Origin of the sequence: Corynebacterium sp. LK33, assembly GCF_014334955.1 — a bacterium.
Classification (GTDB): domain Bacteria; phylum Actinomycetota; class Actinomycetes; order Mycobacteriales; family Mycobacteriaceae; genus Corynebacterium; species Corynebacterium jeikeium_D.
On the sequence record NZ_PDGU01000016.1, the window covers coordinates 1 to 1,896 of the forward strand.

General features: G+C 58.0%; 3 protein-coding genes. All 3 read right to left on the reverse strand.

What is annotated here, in order from left to right:
• Positions 1-143: 143 nt before the first annotated feature.
• Positions 144-596, reverse strand: coding sequence for a 50S ribosomal protein L9 (rplI, locus tag CRD20_RS05005; protein WP_005511982.1), 453 nt, complete (start codon positions 594-596; stop codon positions 144-146).
• A gap of 100 nt (positions 597-696) precedes the next feature.
• Positions 697-1,263: a single-stranded DNA-binding protein gene (locus tag CRD20_RS05010; protein ID WP_005511984.1), complete on the reverse strand. Its 567-nt coding sequence runs from the start codon at positions 1,261-1,263 to the stop codon at positions 697-699.
• Between the two features lie 121 nt (positions 1,264-1,384).
• The gene (gene rpsF, locus CRD20_RS05015; protein ID WP_005511978.1) at positions 1,385-1,672 is read right to left on the reverse strand and encodes a 30S ribosomal protein S6; all 288 of its coding nucleotides are present in this window, start codon (positions 1,670-1,672) and stop codon (positions 1,385-1,387) included.
• Positions 1,673-1,896: the final 224 nt, after the last annotated feature.

Genomic DNA, 1,896 nt, shown 5'->3' on the forward strand with positions numbered 1-1,896 from the left:
CTTAAACCACGAAAAGCCCCGACCTTTCACTACGAAAGATCAGAGCTTCACGTGTGCTGTTGTCATTGGGCCTCAGAGCCCGCGCAGTCTTTAAACGCGGTGCTCGTCAGCCGCCGTCAAAGTAAAAACTCTAAACCGCGAACTTACGCGGCGACGACCTGTACGGAAACATGCGCGGTAATCTGCGGGTGCAGCGCGATGTCAACGGTGTGCTTACCAAGGGACTTGATCTGGCTCGGAGCAAGCACGACTGCGCGCTTGTCGATAGCCTGACCGGAAGCCTTACGAACTGCATCGGCGATGTCACCCTTGGTAACAGAACCGAACAGCTTGCCATTTTCCGAAGCCTTCACAGCAACGGAGACGTTGTCGAGCGAATCAATCTTCTGCTTGACTTCACGTGCATGGTCGAGGTCGCGGATAGCGCGAGCCTCCTGGGCACGACGAATGCCCTCGATCTGCTTTTCTGCGCCGCGGGTGGCAACAATTGCCAGTCCGCGAGGAAGCAGGTAGTTACGTCCGTAGCCGGCCTTGACCTCAACGATGTCGCCTGCGACACCGAGCTTGTCAACGTCGGCGGTGAGGATCAGCTTCATGATCCCTGCCTTTCGCTGGATATGTCTTTAAAAGATTATGAGAATTGTGGATGCTAAATTCGCTGCAAACTAGTCACGTAGTGCCGTGGCTGGAAGGAGCTTAGAACGGAGGCTCATCGCCGCCGAAGCCGCCACCGGCCGGAGGAGCTGAGTTCCACGGATCTTCCGCAGGAGCTCCGCCACCAAAACCGCGATCGCTCTGTCCACCCTGGTTGCCCTGGTTTCCACCAAAGCCACCGCCGAAACCACCGCCGGCATTTCCACCCTGGCCGCGGTTGCCGCCGCCAAAGTTTCCACCGCCGTTGCGTGGAGTGCGCGTGACCTGTGCTCGAGCGAACTTCAGGGACGGACCCACCTCATCGACCTCAACCTCAAAGACGGTACGACGCTCGCCCTCGCGGGTCTCGTAGCTGCGCTGGCGCAGACGACCCTGGACGATGACGCGCATGCCCTTGGAGAGACTTTCGACAGCGTTCTCCGCTGCCTCACGCCACAGGCTGCAAGTGAGGAACATGCCCTCGCCGTCAACCCACTGGCCATCTCGGTACACCCGCGGAGTCGACGCAACGCGGAAATTCGCCACGGCGGTGCCATTCTGGGTGTACTTAAGCTCCGGGTCAGCAACCAAGTTGCCAACCACCGTGATTTGTACGTCTCCCTGAGCCATGCTTCTTCTCCTCGGTTGTATTCTGTCGAGCTGATGATGGGGCTTTCGCCCGCTATCCTACGACTTTCGCATTACCGGTGTGTCCCATTCGAGCACTCTGGTTACGCAAATATGACGCAGATTAACGATCAACCCGCAGCACCTTGGTGCGCAGGATGCTGTCGTTCAGATTCAGACGACGGTCGAGTTCCAGCACGGTTGCGGACTCGCAGGTGAGGTCGACGACAACGTAGATGCCGTCTTCCTTCTTCTCGATCGGGTAGGCGAGGTGGCGCTTACCCCAGATGTCCACCTTCTCCACCTTGCCGTTCTCCTTGCGGACAACGTCGAGGTACTTCTCCAGGGACGGGCCTACGGTGCGCTCATCCTGAGACGGATCGATAATAATCATTACTTCGTAGTGACGCACGGACCTCATCACCTCCTATGGTCTAGTTCTTGTATTTCGGCTACACAGCGTGGTGCGCTGGCACTGTCTTTCATGCCAACCGCTATGCAGCAGGAGGATCGTTGCGTCAAGCAACCCTGCCAGGGTACCGCAGGCAGAGGTATATGTCCTAATCGCAGGCGCCATCGGCAAGCAGTACTGGCAAGCGGTGTCAGGGCGCCGAATAGAAAGAGACGCACACAGAG

Excerpts from the sequence above, each read along its gene's own strand:
- CRD20_RS05010 (WP_005511984.1), bottom strand. The coding sequence starts at position 1,263 with ATGGCTCAGGGAGACGTACAAATCACGGTGGTTGGCAACTTGGTTGCT.
- rplI (WP_005511982.1), bottom strand. The coding sequence starts at position 596 with ATGAAGCTGATCCTCACCGCCGACGTTGACAAGCTCGGTGTCGCAGGC.